Raw genomic sequence first — 22,579 nt, forward strand, 5'->3', positions numbered from 1 at the left:
GCGACGTTGGGCAGGCGTGGCCGTTAGGCTCGCCGCGTGCTCGAGATCGCGGTCCTCGGAGCGGTCGCTGCGCGCCTGGACGGGGTCGACGTGGAGCTCGGCGGGCCTCGTCAGCGGGCGGTCCTGGCGATGCTGGTGGCGGCCGGTCCCGGGCGGCTGGTCTCGGTCGACCGCTTCGTCGAGGACCTGTGGGCCGGCGAACCGCCCCCCAAGGCGCTGGCCGCGCTGCACGCGTACGTCTCCAAGCTCCGCCGTGCCCTCGAGCCCGCCCGGGTGCGACGGCGGCCGGCGGCGGTGATCGTCAGCGCGCCGCCAGGCTACCGGCTGAACCTGCCCGTCGAGGCCGTCGACTCGTGGTGGTTCGACGTCTTGACCGCCCAAGCTGGCCGGACCGACGATCCAGCCCAGGTCGTCGACCTGTTGGAACGTGCGGACGCCTGCTGGCACGGGGCCCCCTTCGCCGCCTACGCCGACCATGCCTGGGCCCGACCGGTGGCGGAGGCGCTGATCGAGCGGCGAGCAGGGGCGACCGAGCTACGGGCGGCCGCGCTGCTCAAGCTAGGCCGCGCGGCGGCCGCGTCGTCGGTGCTGCTGCCGCACGTGCGGGAGCACCCGCTGCGCGAAAAGGGGGTCGAGCTGCTCGCGACCGCGCTGTACCGCGACGGTCGCCAGGGTGAGGCGCTGGCCGCGATCGCCCGGATCCGCAGCGACCTCGCCGAGGAGCTCGGTGTCGACCCCGGTCCGCGGCTGCGGGCGCTCGAGGTGGACGTCCTCGGCCACGCCGACCGCCTGGCCGGCCCGCCAGCCCCTTCGCCGCAGCCGGACCTGGCCGATACCGGGCCGGCTCCCGCACCGGCACCGGTACCCATCGACACCTTCGTAGGTCGGGAGGATGAGCTGACCCGGCTGCGGGAGGCGTTCGACCTGGTCAGCGCGAGCGGCCGGCCCGGGGTGGTCTGGGTCAGCGGTGAGGCGGGGATCGGCAAGTCGACGCTCGCCGAGCAGCTCGCCCAGCGCTTGCCGGACGACGTGGTCGTGGCTCGGAGCCGCTGCCCGGACGTGGTGGGCGCCCCGTCCGGCTGGCCGTGGCAGGAGGTGCTGCGCGAGCTCGGCCGGACCGAGGCGGTGGCTCCGGCCGACGCCTTCACCCTGGGCCGGATGGTGGAGCGCTCGCTGGCCGAGCAGTCCGGTCGCCCCGTCCTGGTGCTGCTGGAGGATCTGCACCGCGCTGAGGAGGAGACGCTGCAGGTGCTGCGGCAGGTGCTGGCTACCCGGGTAGCGCTGCTGGTGGTCGGCACGTTTCGCAGCGACCATGTCGGTGCGGCGCTCGGGACCGCCCTGGCCGCAGTCGCCGAGCGGACGGTGCTGCAGGTCGAGCTCGCCGGCCTCGCGGCGGAGCCCGCCACCGTACTCCTCTCCCGCTTCGGTCGCCGGTCCCTTCCGGCCGACACCGCTCAGGCGCTGGTCGCCCGCTCGGGAGGCAACCCCTTGTTCCTCCGCGAGATCGGTCAGCTCGTCTCGGCCGAGGGCGCTACTGCCGGCCTGTCGGTGCCGCCGGTGATCCGTGAGCTGCTGAACCGCCGGATCGACCGGCTACCGGCGTCGGTGGTCGACCTGCTGGCGCGGGCCGCCGTCCTGGGCCGGGACCTCGACCTCGACCTGCTGGTCACCGTGGAACAGGTCCGCGGGGGCCTGACCGAGGACGAGGTGCTGGAGGCGCTGGACGCCGGCCTGGTCGCGGGGCTGCTGGAGCTGCGCGGTCCGTCCGGGCCGCGGTTCGCCCACGCGCTGACCCGCGACACGCTGTACGAACGTCTGCCGCCGCTCCGCCGCCGCCGGCTGCATGCGGACCTGCTGGGCGTGCTCGAACGCGACCGTCCGGACGGGGTGGAGGCGCTGGCGCACCACGCCGCGGCCAGCCTCGAACCGCGGACGGCGGCACGAGCTGCCGGTCACCTCGAGACGGCCGCGACGGCGGCCGCGGCCATCGGGGTGTCAGGTGAGGTCGTCCGGTACGCCAGCGGAGCGCTCGCCGCCCTCGACCTGCTGCCAGCCGACCCGCCGCGCCGGCTACGGCTGCTGCGGCTGCTCGGCGGCGCCCAGGCCGGAACGGGTGACACCGCCGCCGCCCGGGCCACCCGCGCCGTCGCGGTCCAGCTCGCCCAGACCGACGGCACGCCCCGGGACGTGGCCGAACAGCTCACCTGGGACACCCCGACGGTCTGGACAATCCGCGAGCTCGGCCGAGTCGACACCCAGCTGGTCGAGCGCCTCGAGCGTGCCCTGGCCGAGACCGGGCAGGCGGACCTGGCGTTGCGCTGCCGGCTGCTCTCCTCGCTCGTGCTGGAGACCGAGTCCAGCGCGTTGGTCCCGCGCGCAGAGGAGGCGGCCGCGGAGGCTGTTGCGCTGGCGTCAATGACCGGGGACCCGAGGCTGATCTGCCAGGCGCTGAACGCCGCCTACCTGGTCACCTCGCCGCCGCGACCGCCCGACCGCCAGTGGCAGGTCGGGCACGAGATGCTGGCCGCTGCCCAGCGGGCGGGCTCCGTCGGTCACGAGGCCGTCGCGCGGCACATCCTGTTCGGCGCGGCAGCCGGGGACGGCGACCTGACGGCGGCGGAGGTGCAGGTCGAGCAGGCCGTCCGCTGCGCGGCCGCCGGTCAGCTGCCCGGGCTGCTGGGGGTCAGCGCGCTCTTCGACGGGGCCCGCCGGCTCGTGGTCGGGGACCTCGAGGGCGCCGAGGTCGAGTACGGCGCGGTCGTGGCCGGCATGGAGGCAAGCGGTGACCCCAACGCCGCCGGGTTGGCGGTGCTGCTGCGGTTCGCGACTGCGGCCGCGCGCGGCGACACCTCAGCCCTGCGCGCCGATCTGCAGAGCTACCTCGACGCGCCGCAGCTGCCCTTCCGCGACCTGCTGGTCCGCGCGCTCCTGGACGCCGGCGAGCGGGTCGAAGCGAGGTCGCTGACGGCGAGTCTGGAGCCGCTGCCGCATGCGTACCTGTGGGACTTCTTCCGTTTCGTGCGCGCGGCCAACGCAGCCGAGCTCGGTGACCTTGCCGGCTGCGAGGCCGGCTACGCCGAGCTGACTCCCTTCACGGGCCGCCTGGCCGGGCTGTCGAGCGGCTCGATGACCCTCGGTCCGGTCGACCACGTGCTCGGCCTGACCGCCGCGGCCCTCGGACGGCGGGACGACGCCATCCGACACGTGCAGGCGGCACGCGCCCTGGCGGACCGGTACGGCAACCGCGCGTGGTCGGCACGAGCCGCCCAGGTCAGCGCCCGCCTCGCCGCGGGCGGCTGAGGGCCGCAACTCGTTCGCAAGTGGCTGGTGAGCGGATCGAGCGAGGGTGATCAGGTCGCGGCGCACCAGGCGCCCTGCTGCCACCGGAAAGGCCACCCTCGTGAACCCCTTGATCCTCCGCTCCCTGAGCGGATCCGCCCTGGTCCTCGGCGCCGTCGGCTGCCTCATCGGCGGCGTGCTGCACCCCGTCGTCGACGGCGAGGCCCACAGCATCGCCGCCATCACCGCACCCGGCGAGCTTCTCGGCAGTCTGACCCTGCTGATCGGGACCGTACTGCTGCTGCTCGGGCTGCCCGGCGTGTACGGCTGGCTCGCTGGCCGGCTCGGCCGCCTCGGCCTGGTCGGCTTCGTCTTGTACTTCCTCGGCAACCTGCTGAGTGCCGTCCCGCACCTGGTGGTGATGGCTCTGCTCGGACCGGTCGTAGCGCGGCGGGCACCGGAGCTGATCTCCCACGACGACATGATCATCGACTCCCCGCTCTTCGCGACGGAACAGATGATCTTCGGTCTCGTCCTGGTGGCTGGGTTGTTGATCTTGAGCATCGCGTTGGTCCGCTGCCGGGCGCTGCCGCGCTGGATCGGCGTTGTGGGGCTGGTCGGGTCCATGATCGTCTTGATCCCGCTGCCGGAACAGGCGGTCACGACCGGGCTGCAGGTCGAGCTGGCCCGGGCTGTCATGATCGGTGGGCTAGGCCTTATCGCCGTCCGCTCGACCAGAGCGGGGGAGAAGTCGCCCGGTGCGGCCCACGCCGAGCTGGTCGTGGGCGTTTCGCACTAGCGGCTCGAGCCGCTCACCCGTACGGGTTGGCGCTGGTCACTCGGCGAGAGCGGCGCGAACCAGGCTGGTGGCCGCCCACCGGAGGGTCTCTTCTTCCTGGTGGGCGGTGAGGTCGCGGACGTCGCGGAGGACCACCATCGCCTCCCAGCCGATGATGACGGTCAATGCCGACAGCAACCGGTCGTACCGCTCGGCGCCCAGCTGCTCCCGGGCCGGTTCCAGGGCGTTCTCGATCCAGCCGACGCGCCGGTAGCCGCGCCGCGGACCGTCATGCGCCGGCGCCGGCACGTCGACGGTCAACGCGATGATCTTGCGCCCCAGCGGCAGCGTGACCGAGGCCGTGGCCAGCAGAGCCCGGACGAGCCCGTCAACGGCGCTCACGGCATCGCCGCCTCTGTTCTCGTCGAGGGCGGCGTCGACCAGTGCCGCGCTGAGCGCGCCCGCCGTCGCGTCGAGCACCAGCTGGTCCACGGTCGGGAAGTGCATGTAGACCGTGCGCCGCGAGACGTCGGCCTCGGCGGCGATGTCGTCCACCGACGGGTCGCGTCCAAGGGCGATCAGACGGGTGGTCGCCTCGACGATCGCTGCCCTGGTCCGGCGCTTCTGCGCGACCCGTCCCGCTTCTGGTCGGCGCACGGAACCCGGCTCTGCCTCTTGACTCGTGGTCACCAGTGCACTATACCTATGTGCATTCATTGCACACTAGTGCAGTATTGAGAGGAGTCGTTATGATCCAGTTCTTCAACTGCTTCGAAGTCCCTGCCGGCCAGGAGGACGAGTTCTTCCGGCTGTGGACCGAGGTCAACCACTACATGGTGACCAAGCCGGGCTACGTCAGCCACCAGCTCCACCGGTCGGTCGACGCGGATGCTCGGTACCGGTTTCTCAACCACGGTGTGTGGCGCAGCGCCGAGCACTGGCGCGCCGCCCACGACCAGGGCTTTCGTGCCCTGGTGAGCCGGCCTGAGTGGGCGGCTTTCACCTCCACCCCGGGGCTCTACGACGTCGTCCACGAGGGCTCCGTCGACCCCGTGCCTGCGTTGGGCTGATCCGGTGGAGACGCGAGCTGACCCTTCCCGATAGGGGGCGAGCGGGTGGCCAAAGCTCGCGCTCAAACCAGCTGAAGTGCGTGCTGGGGGTTTGGCGGTTTTGGCCACCTCGCCGGCGCAGGGTCGAGGGCAATGCCTCGTCCGTCAGGTGCCTTGCCGCCTGCTGGCGATGCCGATGACGGCCAGGGCCGCAGCGGTGAGGACGGCACAGCCGACGAAGCCGCCGCGGTTTCCTAGCACGCAAGGGAACCGAGGGCGATGAGCGGTCCGAAGGCTATCGCAGCGACGCGGCGGGTGTTCGTGAAGAGACCGGTGGACAGGCCGGGTCGCGGGATCATCTGCTGGAACAGAGGCAGACCGACGCCGGCGATGGCGGCGAACGCTCAGGGGTTCAGGGGCTGTAGGAGGAGGAGCAAAGCGGAGCCGGGGGTCGCGGCAATCCCCACGTAGTAAACGATTCCGGACACCGTGCCGGTGGTCAGGAGCCGGAGGCTGGAGTAGCGCCCGCTGAGCCGACCGATCAGCGCCAGGGCCGGTACCTCCAGGCCAGCGACCACCCCGAGGGCGATGCCGGCCCAGACCACGTCCATGCGTAGGGTCTCGGCGACGAACAGCGTCAGGAACGATGTGACGGTGGCGTTCCCGGCCTGGAGCAGGACGAACGCGGCCACGATCAGCCACGATCGCGCTTCGGCTCAGCGCGAGGTCCTCCTCCTCGGCTCGGCGGGCGGGGGCTCCGTCGTTCGCGATGACGCGTCGTCGGTGCTGGGCGCCGAGGGCGGAGGTGGTGGCGAGGTTCAGTACGGCGACCGCGGCCAGCGGCAGCGTCGTGGTGAGCCCGAGGAGCAGCGCCTGCACCAGGGTGAGCACTGCACAGCCGAGCTTCGGCGCAGGTCGTCGTGGTGGCGGTCGGCGTAGGCAGGAACCAGCATCGAGGAGACGAAGCCGCTGGCGTGGTAGACGCCGAGGACCCAGCCGAGCTCGGCGGTGGAGGCGTCGTACAGCCTGACCAGGATCAGGGGCAGCGCCGGGCTGAGGGAGGCGATGTGCAACCCCCGCAGCAGGGCCGTGGAGGGACGAGGAGCTGGCTCACCGGGCCGGACCGGCCGGCACGACCTCGGTCAGGTACCTCGGACTGGTCCATGGGCTCCACGCTATGAAGCCGAAGCCGGTTTGAGCAGTGGCTGCTGGTAGCCCGGTCGACCTGCCCTACGCCTGCCGGGCTCCGAACGACACTAACCTGGTCGCTGTGACGCAGCCGCTGGATGAGGGGCCGTTCTTCCACGGCACGAAGGCCGACCTTCGCGTCGGCGACCACCTGACGGCCGGCTTCCGGTCGAACTACCGGCCGGAGGTCGTGATGCGGCACATCTACTTCACGGCTCTCCGCGACGGCGCCGGACTGGCGGCGGAGCTGGCGGTCGGCGAGGGCGCCCCGCGGGTGTACGCCGTCGAGCCGACCGGAGCGTACGAGGACGACCCGAACGTGACCGACAAGAAGTTCCCGGGCAACCCCACGCGTTCCTACCGGAGCGTTGCCCCGCTACGGGTGATCGGCGAGGTCACGGACTGGACACGCCTGACGCCAGAAGCGCTGCAGTGGTGGCACGAACGACTTGCGGCACTCCGCGCCGACCCGCGGGCGGAGATCCTCAACTGACATGACGCGACGTCTGACGTTCCTCTTCGCTCTCGCCGGCGGGGCCGCCGTCGGCAATCTCTACTGGTCGCAACCGCTCCTGGACTTCATCGCCCGGGACCTGCGGACCGACACGGCGTCGGCCGGGTGGCTGGTGACCGCGACGCAGCTCGGGTACGCGCTGGGCATCCTGCTCTTCGTGCCGCTCGGAGATCTGCTCAACCGACGCTTCCTCGTCCCGGTCGCGCTGCTCTGCTCGGCGGCGGCCCTCGGGGCGAGCTCCCTGGCTCCGACGTTCACCGTGCTCATCGTCACGCTGGCCCTGGTCGGCCTCACGACCGTGTCGGGGCAGATATTGGTTCCGCTCGCGGGCGACCTGGCTGACGACGCCACCCGGGGCCGGGCGGTCGGTACGGTCGTGGCGGGGATCCTGACCGGCATCCTGGCCTCGCGGACCGTCAGCGGACTGATCGCCGGCGTCGCGGGCTGGCGCGCCATCTACGTCGCCGCCGCCGTCCTCGCGGTCGTCCTGGCCGTGCTGCTCTTCCGCGCGATTCCGTCGATGGAGCCGCGCACCCGGCTGAGGTACCCGGAGCTGATCGGGTCCGTGTTTTCGATCGTGCGGCGCGAACGCGTCATCCGGTGGAGCCTCGTGCTGGGCGGCACCTCGTTCGGGGTCTTCACGATGTTCTGGACGTCGCTGACCTTTTTGTTGAGCGCCCCGCCCTTCTCGTTCTCCGTCTCGATCATCGGGCTGTTCGGTCTGGTGGGCCTGGCCGGAGCGATCGCAGCCCAGCGGGCCGGCCGGCTCCACGACCGCGGTCTGGCTGTGCCCGCCATCGGGGTGGCCTGGAGCGTGGTGCTCCTCGCCTTCGTCGTCGCCTGGCTCGGCGCCACGTCCGTGGCGCTCCTCGTGGTAGCGATCATCCTGCTGGACGTGGCGATCCAGGGTCACAACATCATGCTGCAGACCCGGATGTTCCAGGTCGACCCCTCAGCGCGAAGCCGCATCAACACCGCCTTCATCACGAACAACTTCATCTGGGGTGCCGTCGGGTCCGGCCTCGCCACGTTCCTCTGGTCCCACGGCGGCTGGACGGCGGTGACCGTCGCCGGCGCGGCTCTCAGCGCATTCGCCCTCAGCGTGTGGGCAGCGGGACGGCGCGGCCCGCTGGACGTCGCCGCACCGCAGCCCGCCGGCTGACCTGTGGCCGTCCGGCCGACACACCGTGATGCCGCGGCACAGCCGGTATCGTTGCCCGTCACGCCGACCACCAACTCCTGCGCCTCCGCGGGGCGGCCGTGTCTGATGAGGATCCCCCGTGTGGTTCGAGTGGCTGATGGTCCTGGTCGGCCTGGTGCTGACGGTGGGCACCGGACTGTTCGTCGCCTCGGAGTTCGCCCTCGTCAACCTCGACCGGAACGACCTCGAGAACCGGCGGGCTGACGGCGAACGCCGGCTGGACACGACGATCAACGCCCTGCGGATCACGTCGACGCACCTGTCTGGTGCCCAGCTGGGGATCACGCTGACCACGTTGCTGACGGGGTTCACCTTCGAGCCGGCGGTGAGCGCGCTGCTCGCCGGCCCGCTCGAGGGGGTGGGCCTGCCGCCGTCGGCGGTGCCGGCGGTCGGGACGGTGACGGGGGTGGCGCTGGCGACCCTGTTCTCGATGGTGGTCGGCGAGCTGGTCCCGAAGAACCTCGCGCTGGCGCTGCCGGTGGAGACGGCCAAGCTGGTCCTGCCGTTCCAGACGGTGTTCACGATGGTGTTCCGGCCTCTGATCGCCCTGTTCAACAACACGGCGAACGCGATCGTGCGCGGGTTCGGCATCGAGCCGAAGGAGGAGCTGTCGGGGGCGCGTAGCGCCGAGGAGCTGAGCTCGTTGGTCCGCCGCTCCGCGCGGGAGGGCAGCCTGGACGCCGGCCACGCCACCCTGATCAGCCGCACCCTGCGCTTCGGTGACCGGACCGCCGCCGACGTCATGACGCCGCGGGTACGGATGGACAAGCTGCGGCTGGACGACAGCGCCGACGACGTCCTCGACCTGTCTCGGCGCACCGGCCGCTCCCGGTTCCCGGTGATCGGCGAGGACGCTGACGACATCCGCGGGGTCGTGCACATCAAGCAGGCGTTCGCGCTCGGCACGGAGGAACGGCGCCGGGTCCCGGCCGCGTCGCTGGCGGTCGAGCCGCCGCGGGTGCCGGAGTCGATGACGACGGAGACACTGCTCGGGCTGCTGCGCCGCGAGGGCTTCCAGCTGGCGGTGGTGGTGGACGAGTACGGCGGTACCGCAGGGCTCGTGACGTTGGAGGACCTGGTCGAGGAGCTGGTGGGGGAGCTCACCGACGAGCACGACCGGGCGCGGGTCGACCTGGTGCGGCTGGGTGACTCCTTCACCTTCGACGCCGCGTTGCGCCCCGACGAGCTGGTCGACCGTACGGGGGTCGAGGTGCCTGAGGACGAGGAGTACGAGACCGTCGGGGGGTTCATCGCCGACCGGCTCGACCGGCTGCCCGAGCTCGGCGACGAGGTCGCCCTGGACGCCGGGACCCTTCGGGTCGAGCGGATCGACGGCGGCCGGGTCGACCGGGTCCGGTTCACCCCGGCCGAGGTCGACCCCGCCGAGCTCGCGGAGGGGCACGCCGAGACCGAGCCCAAGAAGTCCCGCCAGGAACGACGGCAGGAGCGTGCGGCCCAGGAGGAGGCGGCCCAGGAAGAGGCGGTCCAGCAGCAGACGACTCAGGAACGGGCGGGCGTCGACCCGAGCACCGCCGGCCGGCAGGAGGTCGACCGATGAGCGAGATCCTCCCCGGCTTGATCTGGCTCGTGGCGCTGCTCACCGCGAACGCGTTCTTCGTCGGCGCGGAGTTCGCCGTCATCTCGGCCCGCCGCTCCCAGGTGGAGCCGCAAGCCGACGCGGGCAGCCGGGCGGCCAAGACGACGTTGTGGGCGATGGAGCACGCCACCTTGATGCTGGCGACGTCCCAGCTCGGCATCACCATCTGCTCGCTGCTCATCCTCAACGTCTCCGAACCGGCGATCCACCACCTGGCTGAGCTGGCGCTCGAGCCGACGGGCCTTTCGGCGGACACCGTGCGCGTGGTCTCGTTCGTCGTCGCGCTGCTCCTGGTCACCTTCCTGCACGTCGTGCTGGGGGAGATGGTGCCCAAGAACCTCTCGTTCTCGGTGCCCACCCGCGCGGCCCTGCTGCTCGCGCCGCCGTTGGTCATGGTCTCCAAGGTCCTCCGACCGATCATCTGGTCGCTGAACGCCCTGGCCAACGGCGGCGTGCGGCTGTTCGGGGTCGAGCCCAAGGACGAGGCCACGAGCGCGTTCACCCTCGACGAGGTGGCCGGCATCGTCGAGCAGTCCACCCGCGAGGGCATCCTCGCCGACCGCTCGGGGACGCTCTCCAACACCTTCGAGTTCACCGAGGCGAAGGTGGGCGACGTCGAGGTCCCGATCGACGACCTCGTCTGTCTGCCGCCCCGGGCCACTCCCGCCGACGTCCAACGGGCCGTCGAACGCGGGGGTTTCTCCCGCTACCCCGTCCAGGATCCCGCCGGGCAACCCGTCGGCTACGTCCACCTCAAGGACGTGCTGGACCTGGTCGACGGGCCGGCGTCCCGGCTCCCGATCCCGCGCTCACGGATTCGCCATCTCGGCGCCACCGAGCAGACCTGCGACCTCGAGGACGCGCTGGCCGGGATGCGCCGCGACGGCTCCCACCTCGTCCGCTCCGTCGACCAGGACGGCGTCACCACCGGCGTGCTGTTCCTCGAGGACGTGATCGAGATCCTCGTCGGCGAAGTCGAGGACGCCACCTCCCGCACGAGCTCGTAGGAACAGCCAGCGCGACAGACGTATCACCACGCCCGAGCAGCAACTCCTCCTGCTGAACGCCGGCGCACCGCGGGCGCGAACGAGGAGTGACGTGGCCGAGCTGCAGATCTGGGGCGATGGAGTCGTCGGAACGGTCATCGGGGCGGCGGTGTGGAACGTCCGGACCGTGCTCGCCTGCGACTGGGCCGGCGGCCGCGTGCTCGCTTTCGCCGTCGAGGACGGATCGCTGACCCCGTGGGGCGACGGCTACCACGAGCCCGAGGGCATCGCGGTCGACGGCGACACCGCGTTCATCACCGAGCGGACCGGCGCGCTCCTGCGTCAGGACCTGCTCGCGCCCGGTCGAGCAGGTGCCGTCGAGGTGGCGAGCGGCCTGGGTGCGCCGCACCAGCTGGTGCTGCCCGGTGACGGGACGGCCGTCGTCGCCGACCGCGCGGGCGGCCGGCTGGTCCGGGTGGACCTCGCCAGTGGCGCCGTGGACGTGGTGGTCGCCGGTCTCGGTCAACCGGTGGGGCTGGCGGTCGGCGCGGACGGTGCCCTCTTCGTCGCCGAGCAGGCGGGCGGCGTCATCTCCAGGATCGACCCGGACGGCACCCGTACGGTGCTCACCAGTGGGCTGGTCGGTCCCTTCTTCCTCGGCTGGGCCGATCCCGACCGCACCCAGCTGCTGACCACCGAGCGCGCTCCCGCCCACCGGGTCGGCGTGCTCGACCTCAGCGCGCCGCTGCCGGTCGTGCAGCGGCTACTGGGCCGCAGCATCACCCAGCCCTCGGCGGCGATCATGGTCGGCGGCCGGCTCGTCGTGTCCGGCCAGGACCGGTTGGTGTCGTTGGACGCCAGCGCCGGTCTGCGGCCCGGGGTCGACGTCGGCGTACCGAGCGGGCCGATCTGGCCCGGCGGCTGGTCCGACGTGCCGATCAACACCGGCGTCAGCGGTTACACCCGCGCCGAGCTGGCCATCACCGTCGAGCCGGCCGGCGTGGCGACGATCTCGGAGCACCCCGGTGACGGGTTCGATCCTGTCCGGCCCACGGTCCGGCTGCTCGCCGGCGGTGGCCTGGGTGCAGCCGAGGTGGTCGTGCGGGACGCCGGACCGGGCAGTGCCGAGCTCGGTCGCGCCCCGATCTCCGTCGGCTTCGACGAGACGTCCCCCGTCGACGGGCCGCCCCTGTGGGTCGGCGACCGTACCTCGACTCCGTTGCTGCACACGCTGGCCCTGGTCCGCGGGGTCGACGACGCTGGCACTCTCCTACCCCGAGACGCCGCGGGCGCGGTGCTGCCCCGCTGGCGCGTGCTTGCGGTGCTCGTCGACACCGGCGACGCCACGTGGCCCACGACGCTCAGCCCGACCAGTCTGGCTCCCACCATCGCCGACGCGAAGTCGACCTGGGCCACGGTGCTCACGGGCGCCGGCAGCGTCGACGCGTTCTACCGGGAGCAGAGCGGCGGCCGGCTCGGGTTGCAGCTGGTCGGCGGGTCGGTGCAGGGCCCGGTGAGCCTGGGCCAGACCTGGTCCGACTGGTTCACCATGAGCAACGGCCAGTGGCTCGCCAAGGACGACGTGATGAACCGGGTCGTCGGGGCGCTGCAGGGGACTGGTATCGACTGGCAGCAGGTGGATGCGGTGTTCATGATCGTCCGCAGCGCGGGTGGCGGGCAGATCGTCTGGCCACGGGCCAACGGCAAGGCCGGCCCGTACAAGGTCAAGACCTTGGGGGGAGGCGACGCCGACGTGCTGCTCGGGAAGGTCGCCATGCCGCACGACCAGACCACCGCGCCCAGCCTCGGCTTCACCAACGTGGAGGTCTCCAGCCACGAGCTCGGCCACACCCTCGGCCTGAACGACATCTACATGAACGGTCCCGGCTTCACCGACGCGATGAAGGCCCGCGACCTGAAGACCCACGAGCTGATGGCCAACGAAGCTGGCCTGCCGCACCTCAGCGCGCGGCACAAGCTGTTGCTGGGCTTCCTCGACCCCGCTCACGTCAAGGCGTTCAGCTACGACTTCGACGACGACCAGACCTTCGACCTCGCTCCGCTGTCGGCAGGTTTGCCCAGCGCCGGGCGCTTCGCGGCGGTCGAGCTGAAGGTGTCACCGAAGATCAGCTGGTTCTTCGAGTTCCGGGCGCCGGTCCCCGGCGTCCTCGGCGACCAGGCCGCGTTCGCCTCAGGCCAGGTGATGGGCTACGACGCCTGGAACTACAAGGCGCCGCCGGTGGTCGGCAACGCCCGCACCCCGATCATCCTGCTGAACGACGACGGCGACGGCGAAGGTCCGCTGATCGTGGCAGCGCAGGACTACGACGTCCTCAACACCGAGAACCAGAACGACATCTCCGAGTTCCGGCTCGAGGTCCTCGCCATCGTCGGCGGGGTCGCCAAGGTGCGCGTGGTCGTGCGGCCGGTCGCTCAGCCTGACCCGGCGATCCGGAACAACAACGGTGAGGCGGGGGACTGGAAGAGCCCGGACATCGAGATCCAGAACGAGGTCAGCGACGTCGACCCAGCCTTCCTCAACCGGCCGATCGTCAACATCGTCAACCGGGTCGTCGCCACCGTGACCAACGTCGGCGGCCTGCCGGCGCCGAACGTGTCCGTGAAGATCTCGGTCAAACCGTTCAACACCGACGACCCGGACTCCGAAGGGTGGGAGCTCCTCGCCCCGAAGATCACCCACGACATCGCCGCCGGGGGCACCGCGACGTTCGCGGCCGACTGGACCCCACCGGCGGACCGGCACTACTGCATCCAGGCTCGGATCGACCGCTACACGAGCATCCCCGGGGCGGCCGCGGACGAGCCCGACGTCGACAACAACCTCGCCCAGTCCAACTACTTCGAGGTCGCGTCCAAGCCCAGCTCGCCCGCGACCCGGGAGATCAGCATCGTCGACGTGCACAACCCGTACGACCACCCGGTCAGTGCCGCGGTCGAGGTCCAGCAGGACAGCAACATCTACCGCACGTACGTCGACCACCGCTGGCTGCACCTGGAGCCCGGTCAGACCCGATCGGTCCGGATGGAGGTCGAGTCGACCGCCACGTCGATCTGGGACGCGATCGAACGGCACCTGCCTGCGGGTCGCAGCTGGCTGCGGACCTGGCTCGACCACCCCGAGCTCGGTGACACGCCGCGCTCCGGGTCGGGGGTCACCATGGCCGCGAGCACCGCCGTGGCCACGGCCGTCCGGCTGCTCGAGCGCGACGCCAGGAACGTGCTGGTCCAGGTGACCTCGCCCGCCGGTGGGCCGCCGCCTTCGACCGGCAGCGTCGCGGTCCAGGCCCGTTTCGACGACGACAGCACCGAGGTCGTGTCGGCGCCGGTCGAGGCCAACGGCCTGGCCCGGCTGGCGTTCGAGCCCGGACGCGGTGGCGACGCCGTGCTGCGCTACTCCGGCTCCCCTGGCTATGCGCCCAGTCCGGCGACCGAGGTGCGGCTGCCCGACCCGCCCCAGTGACGGATGGTGGGGTCCGCGTACCCGGGCCGACGTGTCAAGAGCTCAGAGTGCTCGAGCACCGTCCGCTTCTGACGTCTTGCCTGGATCAAGTCGGAGGCGGTCAAGGGCCCGAGCGGCGATCGGCGCGGGAGTCTCGTCGTCGGTGGCCAGGGAGAAGTCAGCGAAGTTGCTGCGTTCGAGCAGCGTCGCGAAGCCGGCGCTGCGGTCGCCGTAGTCGTGCAGCTCCTGCAGCTCGCTGTCGCTCAGGCTGGTCTGCTGCTCGGCCGCCTCGCGCTGGCGACGACGCAGGATGCGGGCCCGGATGGTGCTGGGCCGGGCCTGCAGCAAGACCGTGGTCAAGGGGTACGGCGCGAGGGTGGCCGCGAACAGCTGGCGATGCTCAGCGGTGACGAGGATGCCTGAGACCACCAGGTAGCGGATGCCTCGGTCGGCGTAACTGGTCCAGAGGGCACCGAGGTTGGCGGCGACCAGCTCGCTCGGGTCGTCGGGCCGCGGGTCGCAGAAGCCGAGGTAGTCCGTGTCGACGTAGGCGGACGGGAGGCCGCGAGCCACGAGCTGGGTGTACGCCTCCCAGCCGACCGCCGACTTGCCGACGGCGTCCGCTCCGTAGAACCAGATCGCGCTGCCGATCATCACCACGTCCCCGTGCTCAGCCCTTGAGGGCCCCGGACATGACGCCCTGGATGAACTGGCGCTGGAAGAACAGGTACAGGACGAGCACCGGCAGCGCGACGAGCACGGCGGCTGCGGCCATCAGGTTGAGCTGTTGGGTGTACCGGGTCGAGAACGACCCGAGCGCCACCGTGACCGGCATCCGCGACTCGTCGTTGATCATCACGAAGGCCAGGAAGTAGTCGTTCCAGGTCCACATGAACAGCAACAAGATCATCGTCACCAAGGCGGGCTGCACCACCGGCAGCACGATCGAGACCAGCACCCGCAGCCGGCCGGCGCCGTCGAGCTGGGCCGACTCGATCAGCTCCGGCGGGATCGCCAGCAGCGTCGCGCGGATCCAGAACACACCGAAGGAGACCCCGAGCCCGGCGTGGGCGAGCATCAGCCCGGGCAGGCTCGACGTCAGGCCGACGGCCCGGAAGTTGTAGTAGAGCGGCACGAGGATGCCTTCGAGCGGGATCATGATGCCCGCCAGCACGATCGGGAAGATGATCTTGCTGCCCGGCATCCTCAGGATCGTCAGGCCGTACCCGGCCAAGATCGACAGCACCGACGTGAGCGAGACGGCGCCGACGCAGATCGTCAGGCTGTTGATCAGGTGCTGGCCGAAGTCGGCCTGGACCCAGGCGTCGGCGAAGTTCGCGAGCCGGATGCCGCCGAGATCCACGCCAGCGTTGGCGAGCGGACTGGTGGCGGCCAGCAGCAGCCAGCCGACCGGCAGCAGCACGGCCAGGGAGAAGATGATCAAGACGGCGTAGGAGACCACCCGTTCGAGCCGCCCGCCCGCCATTCAGCTGTCCTCCAGCAGCCGGACGATCACCAGGGCCACCAGCAGGCAGGTGAGGGCCAGCACGACCCCGATGGCCGCCGCGGCGCCGACGTCGCCGACCGCGAACGCCTTGGTGTACAGCAGGAACGACGGGGTGATCGTCGACGTGCCGGGGCCGCCTCGGGTCGTCAGCCAGACCAGGTCGAAGGTCCGGAGCGCCCCCGTCACGGTGAGGGTCAGGGCGACCGCGACCTGCGGCCGGAGCCCCGGCAGCGTGACGGCGAAGAACTCCCGCACCGCACCAGCCCCGTCGACCCGGGCCGCGTCGTACAGGCTGGTGGAGATCGACGCGGAGCCTGAGACGAACAGCACCATGCACAGGCCGAACGTCGTCCAGGTGCCGATCAGCCCCAGGGCCGGCAGGGCCAGGCTGAAGTCACCGAGCCAGTCCCGGGTGAGCGCACCGAGCCCGACGGCCGCCAACGAGTGGTTGATCGGGCCGTCCGGTCCGTAGAGCTGCTTCCACAGCACGGCGACGACCACCGACGTCAGCACCTGGGGCAGGAAGATCACCCAGCGGAAAAAGGCGTACCCCGGCCGGCGGTAGCGCGACAGCAGCGCGGCGCTGAACAGGCCGAGGACGATCGGGAAAACGGCGTAGAACATCACCAGCACGCCGATGTGGCCGATGCTCTCCACCAGCTCGGGGTCGGTAAAGAACGCCAGGTAGTTCTGGGCGCCGACGAAGACGGCGGCGGTCACTCCGTCCCAGCGGTAGAGCGAGTAGTTGATGCTCTGCAGGGAGGGCACGAGCACGACGAAGCCGTAGAGAGCCAAGGCCGGGGCGACGTAGAGCCACCCGACCCAGGACCGACGGCGACGACGGGGTGGGGGCCCCGTCGTCGCCGTCGGCCTGACCACGGTGTCCGTGCGCGCCACGGCTCAGCTGCCCTGGGTCTTCTTGAAAGCGTCGTAGTCCTTCTGGCACGCCTCGACGAGCTTGTCGGGGGTGATCCGGCCGGCGAGCAGCAGCTGGGTCTGAGCCCCCAGCGTGTCGAGCATGGTGGGGGAGGCCCAGTCGAAGTAGGGCACGAAGCCGTCGGTCTGCTGGACCGCGTTCAGCTCTCCGACCTCGTCCTTGAGCAGCGGTCCGGCCTCGCTCGGAGCGGTGAAGGGGCCGTTGAAGGGCATCACGCCCGTCGTCAGCGCGATGGTGCCGGCCGCCTCGCTCGAGGCGAAGTCGAGGTACGCCGCGGCGGCGTCCGGCGCCTTGCTCCGGGTCGCGATCGAGAAGTTCTGGTTGCTCGCCCCGGTGGCCTGCAGCGAACCCTCGGAGGGGAGCAGGAACGTGCCGTAGCGGTCGGCGACGGCCTTGGTCTTGAACGGCAGCGAATCGCTGTAGTAGAAGTAGAAGAGGCCCTTCCCGTCGACGAACGCCTGCCCGGAGTCCGATCCGGGGGTGCCCGCGAAGTTGTCCGGCAGGTACTTCTGATTGGCCCACTGCTGATAGGTGGTCGCGGCCTCCAACATGCCCGTGTCGGCGGCCGTCCCGCCCGTGCCGTAGACGAAGTCGGCGATCTTGCCCGAGGCGGCGTAGACGTTCATCAGTGCGAACAGCGTGGTGGTGCTCAGCCACTGGTCCTGGGTCCCGATCATCATCGGGATCTCGCCGGCCGTCTTGGCCGTCAGCAACGCCTGGTTGAACTCGTCGATGCTGGTCGGCACACCCAGGCCGAGCTTTTCCAGCTTGCTCCGGTTGTAGTAGACGGTGATGAAGCCGCCCTGGGCGATCCCGATCCCGTAGAACGACCCCGTGCCGATCTTGCTGCCGTCGGCGGAGACCTGGTGCTGCTTGGCGATGGTCGCCGGGATGCGGGCGGTCCAGCCGTAGGCCGCCGCGTAGTCGTCGAGGTTGCGGATCAGCCCGGCCTTGGCGAACGTGCCGACGCCCTGCCAGCCGTTGTTGGCCGGGACGACGTCGGGCGGGTTCGCGTCGGAGAGCTTGAGCTTGAGCGTCTTGTTGATGTCGTCGAACGTGGCGCTGTTCCGCTTGACGGTGATCTTGGGGTACTTGGCCATGAAGGCCTTGTTCACCGCCTCCACCCACTGCGACTGCAGGGAGGTCTTGTCGGTCCAGGTGTCCATCACCGTGATCGTCGCTGGGGCGATCGCGTCGGGGCCGGTGGTCACCGAGCCCGACGGCGCCGACGGGGGTGGCGTGGACGCGCCCGGAGCGCAGCCCACGACCGGGAGCACCGCCGCTCCGGCGGCGATCCCCAAGAACCTGCGGCGGTCGGTCAACATGTGCGCTCCTCAAGGCGGGTGAGACAACAGCGGCGGGCAGAACAACCGGGGTGGCCGACCTGAGAGGTCGGACCCGGTGGGGTCACTGGGCGTCCTCGTGGACGCGGTCGTGGATGAGGTGCTGGGCGCCGCCGGCGTGCTCGGGCATCGGCTCGGGCGGCACGAACGTGCTGTGCACGGCCTGGGTCGTGCCCGTCCGAGCCGCTTCCGCAGCCGCCAGCATGATCTCCAGCACGTGGAACGCGTGTTCGGGCCGGGTGTAGGGCCGCTCTCCCCGGCGGACACAGTCGATCAGGTGCCGCAGACCGTCGGTCCACGGCCAGTAGCGGGACTTGCTGTGGTAGGTCTGCCACGCGCCGACGGAGTTCTGCCAGATCTGCAGGCCGTCAGGGGCCCAGTCGTCGCCGAGCATCTGCATCGTGCCGTCCAGACCGTAGATCTCGACCGCCGGGCTGAGGTACTGCTGCATGCCGAAAGCGGTGGTGACGGTGGCGAGCGTACCGCTGTCACCGAGCTGCATGATCAGCTGGAAGGTGTCGTCGGTCTGGACCACGATCTCCACACCGTCGACCACCCGGGTCGGGCGGCTCAGCGACGTCATCGCCGTCACCGAGCGGCACGGGCCGAGCAGCCCGGTCAGCGTGGTCACGTTGTAGACGCCGAGGTCGAACAACGGACCGCCGCCGGGCCCGTAGAACCACTGACCCCAGTCCGGACCGTTCCAGCCGTAGCGGGCGCGGGCGAGCAGCGGCCGGCCGATGGTGCCGGCGCGGATCCGGCGGGCCATCGACTGGTAGTCCGGACTGAGCAGCACGTGCGGAGCGACCAGCAGGTGGGCGTCCCCGGTGCGGTCGAGCTCGACCAGCCGGGCCGCTTCGTCGAGGTCGGTCGACATCGGCTTCTCGACCAGCACGTGCCGGCCGGCGCGCAGAGCCCGCTCGGCCAGACCGCCGTGCTCGGGCATCGAGGTCAGCACCACGACGACGTCGATCGAGTCGTCGCTGATGATCTCCTCCGGGTCTTGGGTGGCCCCGCGCACCCGGAAGTGCTCCTGGACCTCGGCCAGCCGGTCGGCGCGGATGTCGCACACCTTCGGCGCCAGGGCCGTCCCGCGTGCGACCTCGTTCACCAGCAGCGGCATGTAGGCGTGCTGCATCACACTGCCGCAGCCGATGATGCCGACAGAGACCGGTTCGGGCACGAAGCTCCTCAGGAGGTCGAAACGGCGAGAGCGGGAGTCGTGGGGGGCCGAGCAGCGCCTCGTAGTACCGGAAACCTATCGCCATCAGACCAGTTATGCCAGATTATGGACATGACTTCTTCCTCGGCCCGTCGACCGACGCCGCGACCCCAGTTCGACGCGCCCCGGGTCATCCGCCGGAGCGAGTCCGCGCACCACGTCTGGGGCGATGCGGAGGGCGGCTACGTCACGGACCGGGTGGTCTCCTCCAGCGACCAGCTGCACGTGCTGGAGTTCGAGCTCGCCCCCGGTGGCTGGTTCCGGCACACCGCGGACAACCCCACCCTGTTCGCCGCGGACGTCGCCTACCTCGTGGTGGCCGGCACGCTCGTACTGACCGACCCCGAGACCGGGGAGACCGGAGTCGCCGCGGCCGGATCGGGCTTCGCCTTCGGCCGTGACACCTGGCACCACGGCTACAGCCTGGGCGCCGAGACCACCCGGGTGGTCGAGTTCATGGCCCCGCCGCCCTCCCGTGGCACCGCCTCGACGTACGGCCGGACCAAACCGCTGCTCAGCGACGTCCGGACCGCCGACGACCGCTGGACCCGGCGCTGGCCCGCGGCCCGGGCCGAGCAGCAGGCGTCCCGTCGGCTGGTCCCGCTGCGCCTCGAGGACGCGCTGCTGTCCTTCCGCGACGACGCGCCCACCCACCTGGTGGCCACCCTGCTGGACACCGAGCACCTCACCGTCACCCGGGGGACGGTGCAGCCGGGAACGGTCGACACCTTCCGGCGCGTGGTCGAGGAGACGGTGGTCCGGGTCATCGAGGGCGAGCTCTGGGTCGACGCGCGCTGCCTGGACGGGCCCGAGCCGGCGTACACGCCCTTCTGCCTCGGAGCGGGCGACGCCTGTTTCGTGCCGGCGGGCCACGAGCTGCGGACGCTGGTCCGCTCGGCCCAGCCCGCCACCTACCTCCAGGGCAGCGGACACGTGCCGGACGGGTGGCAGCCGTGACCGGTACGAGGAGCCCGTGCTGACGGCCGCCTTCGACGTCGGCGGCACCAAGATCGTCGGCGCCCTGCTCGACGGCCACGGGGTGCTGGAGCGGATCGTGCGACCGACGCCAGGGCCGGTCGGCGCCGCGGATCCCGGCTCGTCGACCCTGCGGGCGTTGGCCGCCGAGCTCGGCCGACGAGCGGACGGACCGGTCGAGCAGGTCGGGGTCGGGGTGTGTGAGTACGTGCACGAGGGCCGGCTGACCAGCCACGAGGTGCTGGCCTGGGACGAGCAGCCGGCGGAGTGGCTGAGAACCCTGTGGCCGGCGGCGCACGTCGTGGTCGAGTCCGACGTGCGTTGCGGACTGCTGGCCGAGCACCGATATGGCGCTGTACGGCACGTGAGCTCGGCAGCGTTCGTCTCCTGGGGCACCGGACTGTCCAGCGCGCTGCTGGTCGGCGGAGCGAGCTGGCCCGGACACCGTGGGCGGGCGATCGCGCTGGGTGAGCTGCGGGCGCGGGTTGCTCAGGAGGCCGGCTCGCTCGAGGCCTACGCCGCCGGAGCCGGCATCGCCCGGCGGTACGCCGAGCGCACCGGGGCGGTGGTGGCCGACGCCCGGGAGGTGCTGGCGCGGGCCGGTGCGGGTGATCCGGTGGCGATCGAGGTCGCCGACTCCGCCGGCTACGCCCTGGCCCACGGCCTTGCCGACCTCGTCCACCTCCTCGACCCCGCGCTGGTCGTGCTGGGCGGCGGGCTCGGGTCGGCCGACACCCGGGCCGTCCGCGCCCTGCGGGACGCGTGGCAGGAGCTCGGGTCGCCCGTACCTCTGGTGGTCGCCGAGCTGGGGGCCGACGGACCGCTGATCGGGGCTGCGGCCGCGGCCGGGTGGTCGGGTCGGCTGGGAGTGGAAGCGGCTAGCCCAGGCTCCGGAACAGGTCAGCCGTGAACTGGTACGCGTCGCCCCGGTAGCGGTTGACGGTGATGATCACCGGCGTGTGGTCGACGGTGTAGGTGATGTCGCGGGCGAGCAGGACCGGGGCTCCGACGGGCAGCTCCAGCAGCTGCGCCTCGCGCTCGCCGGCGTTGGTGGCCTGCACGGTGTAGGTCGAGCGGTGCACCTGGACGCCGTGCTGGGCGAGCCGGTCGTAGAGCGACTGGTCGTTCAGGTCCTCCGACGTCAGCCACTCGACCCGGCGTTGCGGCAGCACCGCGGTCTCGACGGTGATGGGGACGTCGTCCATCCCTCGCAGCCGGACGAGCTCGACCAGCGACGAGGCGGCCGCCACCTGCAGGTCGGCCGCCTCGGCGAAGGTCGCCGGCCGGACGGAGCAGGAGAGGACACGCGCGGTGGCGGTCAGTCCGCGGCTGCGGGCCAGCTCGGTGAAGGAGAGCAACCGGCTCGGCGGTTCGCCGATCATCCGCTGGGGCACGAACCAGCCGCGCTGGGCTGAGGCCACCAATCGGCCGTCGTCGGCGAGCCGGATCAGGGCCAGTCGGAGGGTCGAGCGGCTCACCTTGACCTCGTCCGCGAGGGCACGCTCACCGGGCAGTCGGGACCCGGGCGGGTACACGCCGCGCTCGAGCAGCTCCGACAGGGTCTGGTAGGCGACGTCGCGCGCTTGGACCAGGGTCACGCGCTGAAAATACCAGTTGGGTCGACTGGTTGCCGACCTGCCGGACCGCAGCGGCTCACGACGTTGCTGTCGGCGCTCCTGGTCCAACTGGTACCGTGCACTCGTGCCGGTACCCGTGCAGGTGTTTGCCGACGTGGACGACCTGGGAGCGGCCGCGGCGGACCTGGTGCTCGGGTTGCTGGCGCAGCAGCCGGCCGGCGCCCCCTTCCTCCTGGGCTGCCCCGGAGGTCGGAGCCTCCAGAGCACCTACGCGCACCTGGCCGAGCGCGCCGCCGCCGCGCGGGTCGACCTCCGCGGTCTCCGGGTCGTGATGATGGACGAGTACGTCGAGCGGGACCCGGCGGGGGGGTGGACGCCGGTCGACCCGGCGCTGCCGCACTCCTGCCGTCGTTTCGGCGCGCGGGAGATCGTCGGCCGGATCAACACCGCGCTCATCGACGGCGGCATCGATCCGCAACGCCTCGTCCCCCCGACCTCGCTGTGGGTACCCGACCCGGCCGATCCGGCGGCGTACGACGGCCTGATCGAGGCGGCGGGCGGCATCGACCTGTTCCTGCTGGCCAGCGGGGCCAGCGACGGCCACATCGCCTTCAACCCGCCCGGCACCGCGCCGACCGCCCGGACCCGGATGGTCGAGCTGCCCGAGTCGACCCGGCGCGACAACCTGGCGACCTTCCCCAGCTTCGGCGGCGACCTCGACGCCGTCCCGTCGCACGGGGTGACCGTCGGCGTCGCGACGATCCGGGAGCAGTCCAAGGCGGTGTTGATGGTCGTGCACGGGACCGACAAGCAGCGGGCCGCCGACCGGCTGACCCGGGCGTCGACCTACGAGCCGGACTGGCCGGCCACCGTGCTCGCCGACTGCCGCTCCCCGCAGCTGTTCGTCGCTGCTCTTCGTTGATCGAGCCGCGGCCCACCCCTGAATCCACCGACCCGACCAACCAG

The 22,579-nt window shown here is 71.4% G+C and carries 20 protein-coding genes; 11 read left to right on the top strand and 9 right to left on the bottom strand.

The genetic code is table 11. From position 1 onward, the window contains the following. The first annotated feature begins 36 nt into the window (after window positions 1–36). Together ACFE76_RS04690 and ACFE76_RS04695 are read left to right on the top strand one after the other, a co-directional pair. On the top strand, window positions 37–3,300 hold the full coding sequence (locus ACFE76_RS04690; RefSeq protein WP_375430582.1) for a BTAD domain-containing putative transcriptional regulator: 3,264 nt from the start codon (window positions 37–39) through the stop codon (window positions 3,298–3,300). 100 nt (window positions 3,301–3,400) lie between these two features. Next, window positions 3,401–4,078 carry a hypothetical protein gene (locus tag ACFE76_RS04695; RefSeq protein ID WP_375430583.1) on the top strand — a complete coding sequence of 226 codons (678 nt, stop codon included), beginning with the start codon at window positions 3,401–3,403 and terminating at the stop codon, window positions 4,076–4,078. A 36-nt stretch (window positions 4,079–4,114) separates the two neighbouring features. Here the strand turns inward: ACFE76_RS04695 and ACFE76_RS04700 are convergent, their stop codons facing one another. Continuing rightward, window positions 4,115–4,747, bottom strand: a complete 633-nt coding sequence (locus ACFE76_RS04700) for a TetR/AcrR family transcriptional regulator (protein ID WP_375430584.1) — start codon at window positions 4,745–4,747, stop codon at window positions 4,115–4,117. Between the two features lie 59 nt (window positions 4,748–4,806). Between ACFE76_RS04700 and ACFE76_RS04705 the strand changes: the two genes are divergently transcribed. After that, entirely contained in the window at window positions 4,807–5,127 is a 321-nt protein-coding gene (locus ACFE76_RS04705) for an antibiotic biosynthesis monooxygenase family protein (RefSeq protein ID WP_375430585.1), read from the top strand. Between the two features lie 383 nt (window positions 5,128–5,510). Here ACFE76_RS04705 and ACFE76_RS04710 read toward each other — a convergent pair whose 3' ends face one another. After that, complete coding sequence (locus ACFE76_RS04710) at window positions 5,511–5,798, bottom strand: hypothetical protein (protein ID WP_375430586.1); 288 nt, start codon at window positions 5,796–5,798, stop codon at window positions 5,511–5,513. A gap of 126 nt (window positions 5,799–5,924) precedes the next feature. Further along, on the bottom strand, window positions 5,925–6,179 hold the full coding sequence (locus tag ACFE76_RS04715; RefSeq protein ID WP_375430587.1) for a hypothetical protein: 255 nt from the start codon (window positions 6,177–6,179) through the stop codon (window positions 5,925–5,927). Between the two features lie 197 nt (window positions 6,180–6,376). Here ACFE76_RS04715 and arr point away from each other — a divergent pair, with 197 nt between their 5' ends. The 5 genes from arr to ACFE76_RS04740 all read left to right on the top strand — a co-directional run bounded on the left by arr (window position 6,377) and on the right by ACFE76_RS04740 (window position 14,073). Continuing rightward, entirely contained in the window at window positions 6,377–6,787 is a 411-nt protein-coding gene (gene arr / locus ACFE76_RS04720) for an NAD(+)--rifampin ADP-ribosyltransferase (RefSeq protein ID WP_375430588.1), read from the top strand. A gap of 1 nt (window position 6,788) precedes the next feature. Next, window positions 6,789–7,970, top strand: coding sequence for an MFS transporter (locus tag ACFE76_RS04725; RefSeq protein WP_375430589.1), 1,182 nt, complete (start codon window positions 6,789–6,791; stop codon window positions 7,968–7,970). 118 nt (window positions 7,971–8,088) lie between these two features. Beyond that, window positions 8,089–9,567, top strand: a complete 1,479-nt coding sequence (locus ACFE76_RS04730) for a hemolysin family protein (protein WP_375430590.1) — start codon at window positions 8,089–8,091, stop codon at window positions 9,565–9,567. Then, complete coding sequence (locus ACFE76_RS04735) at window positions 9,564–10,613, top strand: hemolysin family protein (protein WP_375430591.1); 1,050 nt, start codon at window positions 9,564–9,566, stop codon at window positions 10,611–10,613. The genes ACFE76_RS04730 and ACFE76_RS04735 overlap by 4 nt, the downstream gene beginning before the upstream one ends. Window positions 10,614–10,704: 91 nt before the next feature. Further along, window positions 10,705–14,073, top strand: a complete 3,369-nt coding sequence (locus ACFE76_RS04740; RefSeq protein ID WP_375430592.1) for a hypothetical protein — start codon at window positions 10,705–10,707, stop codon at window positions 14,071–14,073. 42 nt (window positions 14,074–14,115) lie between these two features. Here the strand turns inward: ACFE76_RS04740 and ACFE76_RS04745 are convergent, their stop codons facing one another. The 5 genes from ACFE76_RS04745 to ACFE76_RS04765 form a co-directional block, all read right to left on the bottom strand. After that, window positions 14,116–14,706 (bottom strand): hypothetical protein, encoded by a 591-nt coding sequence (locus tag ACFE76_RS04745; protein WP_375430593.1) that lies wholly within the window; start codon window positions 14,704–14,706, stop codon window positions 14,116–14,118. A gap of 16 nt (window positions 14,707–14,722) precedes the next feature. Next, window positions 14,723–15,538: a carbohydrate ABC transporter permease gene (locus ACFE76_RS04750; RefSeq protein WP_375430594.1), complete on the bottom strand. Its 816-nt coding sequence runs from the start codon at window positions 15,536–15,538 to the stop codon at window positions 14,723–14,725. Beyond that, complete coding sequence (locus ACFE76_RS04755) at window positions 15,539–16,456, bottom strand: carbohydrate ABC transporter permease (protein ID WP_375430595.1); 918 nt, start codon at window positions 16,454–16,456, stop codon at window positions 15,539–15,541. A 3-nt stretch (window positions 16,457–16,459) separates the two neighbouring features. Beyond that, complete coding sequence (locus ACFE76_RS04760; protein WP_375430596.1) at window positions 16,460–17,821, bottom strand: ABC transporter substrate-binding protein; 1,362 nt, start codon at window positions 17,819–17,821, stop codon at window positions 16,460–16,462. 82 nt (window positions 17,822–17,903) lie between these two features. Further along, window positions 17,904–19,022 (bottom strand): Gfo/Idh/MocA family protein, encoded by a 1,119-nt coding sequence (locus ACFE76_RS04765; protein WP_375430597.1) that lies wholly within the window; start codon window positions 19,020–19,022, stop codon window positions 17,904–17,906. Window positions 19,023–19,133: 111 nt separating this feature from the next. Between ACFE76_RS04765 and ACFE76_RS04770 the strand changes: the two genes are divergently transcribed. Next, a complete protein-coding gene (locus ACFE76_RS04770) occupies window positions 19,134–20,018 on the top strand; it encodes a hypothetical protein (RefSeq protein ID WP_375430598.1) in 885 nt (294 codons plus the stop codon). Window positions 20,019–20,034: 16 nt separating this feature from the next. After that, window positions 20,035–20,946: an ROK family protein gene (locus ACFE76_RS04775; RefSeq protein ID WP_375430599.1), complete on the top strand. Its 912-nt coding sequence runs from the start codon at window positions 20,035–20,037 to the stop codon at window positions 20,944–20,946. On the opposite strand, the gene ACFE76_RS04780 is transcribed toward ACFE76_RS04775, so the two are convergent. Next, window positions 20,915–21,634 carry a GntR family transcriptional regulator gene (locus tag ACFE76_RS04780; protein ID WP_375430600.1) on the bottom strand — a complete coding sequence of 240 codons (720 nt, stop codon included), beginning with the start codon at window positions 21,632–21,634 and terminating at the stop codon, window positions 20,915–20,917. The two genes, ACFE76_RS04775 and ACFE76_RS04780, sit on opposite strands and share 32 nt — an antisense overlap. Before the next feature lie 103 nt (window positions 21,635–21,737). Between ACFE76_RS04780 and ACFE76_RS04785 the strand changes: the two genes are divergently transcribed. Then, entirely contained in the window at window positions 21,738–22,535 is a 798-nt protein-coding gene (locus ACFE76_RS04785; RefSeq protein WP_375430601.1) for a hypothetical protein, read from the top strand. The last annotated feature ends 44 nt before the right edge of the window (window positions 22,536–22,579 follow it).

It is taken from the genome of uncultured Friedmanniella sp., from assembly GCF_964244005.1.
Classification (GTDB): Bacteria; Actinomycetota; Actinomycetes; order Propionibacteriales; family Propionibacteriaceae; genus Microlunatus.

What these genes read in the sequence shown, in the direction of transcription:
- ACFE76_RS04725 (WP_375430589.1), top strand. Translation starts at nt 6,789, where the DNA reads ATGACGCGACGTCTGACGTTCCTCTTCGCTCTCGCCGGCGGGGCCGCC.
- ACFE76_RS04760 (WP_375430596.1), bottom strand. Translation starts at nt 17,821, where the DNA reads ATGTTGACCGACCGCCGCAGGTTCTTGGGGATCGCCGCCGGAGCGGCG.
- ACFE76_RS04735 (WP_375430591.1), top strand. Translation starts at nt 9,564, where the DNA reads ATGAGCGAGATCCTCCCCGGCTTGATCTGGCTCGTGGCGCTGCTCACC.
- ACFE76_RS04750 (WP_375430594.1), bottom strand. Translation starts at nt 15,538, where the DNA reads ATGGCGGGCGGGCGGCTCGAACGGGTGGTCTCCTACGCCGTCTTGATC.
- ACFE76_RS04705 (WP_375430585.1), top strand. Translation starts at nt 4,807, where the DNA reads ATGATCCAGTTCTTCAACTGCTTCGAAGTCCCTGCCGGCCAGGAGGAC.
- ACFE76_RS04770 (WP_375430598.1), top strand. Translation starts at nt 19,134, where the DNA reads ATGACTTCTTCCTCGGCCCGTCGACCGACGCCGCGACCCCAGTTCGAC.
- ACFE76_RS04745 (WP_375430593.1), bottom strand. Translation starts at nt 14,706, where the DNA reads ATGATCGGCAGCGCGATCTGGTTCTACGGAGCGGACGCCGTCGGCAAG.